We start from the raw sequence: 1,071 nt of genomic DNA, 5'->3' as shown, positions 1-1,071 counted from the left end.
ATTGAACCTGTGGGAGCTGGCTTGCCAGCGATGGGGCCCCTACAGACAGCACACATCTGACAGAACACAGCGAATCTGCTTACCCCACACTGGCCCCCATCCCACATGTCAGCTAGCATCGCCCTTTTGCCAGGACTGCCGACCATGAAGATTGTTTCCTTCAACATCAACGGACTGCGCGCCCGTCCGCATCAGCTGGCAGCGCTGATCGAAAAGCATCAGCCGGACGTGATCGGCCTGCAGGAAACCAAGGTCCACGACGACCAGTTCCCGCTGGAAGAAGTGCGTGCGCTGGGTTATCACGTTTATTTCCACGGCCAGAAAGGCCATTACGGCGTTGCCCTGCTTTCGCGCAGTGAGCCGATCGCGATTCACAAAGGCTTCGCCAGCGATGAAGAAGACGCCCAGCGCCGCTTTATCTGGGGCACTTTCGCCGACACCAATGGCGTGCCGGTAACCATCATGAACGGCTACTTCCCGCAGGGCGAAAGCCGCGACCACCCGACCAAATTCCCGGCCAAGCAACGCTTCTACAGTGACCTGCAAACCCTGTTGGAAAGCCAGTTCCACAACGAACAGCCGCTGGTGGTGATGGGCGATGTGAACATTTCCCCGGAGGACAGCGACATCGGCATCGGCCCGGACAACATGAAGCGCTGGCTGAAAACCGGCAAATGCAGCTTCCTGCCGGAAGAACGCGAGTGGATGGCCCGCCTGAAAAACTGGGGCCTGACTGACAGCTTCCGCCACCTCAACCCGGACGTGACCGACCGGTTCAGCTGGTTCGACTACCGCAGCCGCGGATTTGAGGATGAGCCCAAGCGTGGTCTGCGCATCGACGTGATTCTCGCCTCCCATGGCTTGCTGCCACGGGTCAAGGATGCGGGCGTGGACTACGAACTGCGCGGCATGGAGAAGCCGTCGGACCATGCGCCGATCTGGCTTGAGTTGAGCTGATTCACAACGCTTCTCCCTGTAGGAGTGAGCCTGTGGTGAGGGGATTTATCCCCGATGGGCTGCGAAGCAGCCCCAGTCGTCTCTAGTCGATCGAAATGAAGATCTTGGGTCGGC

Annotated in this window: 1 protein-coding gene; it reads left to right on the top strand. The window is 59.4% G+C overall.

Going from position 1 to position 1,071, the window contains the following annotated elements:
• Positions 1 to 144 precede the first annotated feature (144 nt).
• Entirely contained in the window at positions 145 to 957 is an 813-nt protein-coding gene (gene xthA, locus HT737_RS25765) for an exodeoxyribonuclease III (RefSeq protein WP_182404264.1), read from the top strand.
• The last annotated feature ends 114 nt before the right edge of the window (positions 958 to 1,071 follow it).

This window comes from Pseudomonas sp. MD195_PC81_125 (assembly GCF_014060985.1).
Lineage (GTDB): Bacteria > Pseudomonadota > Gammaproteobacteria > Pseudomonadales > Pseudomonadaceae > Aquipseudomonas > Aquipseudomonas parakoreensis.
This window is presented reverse-complemented; position numbering and strand designations above follow the sequence as displayed.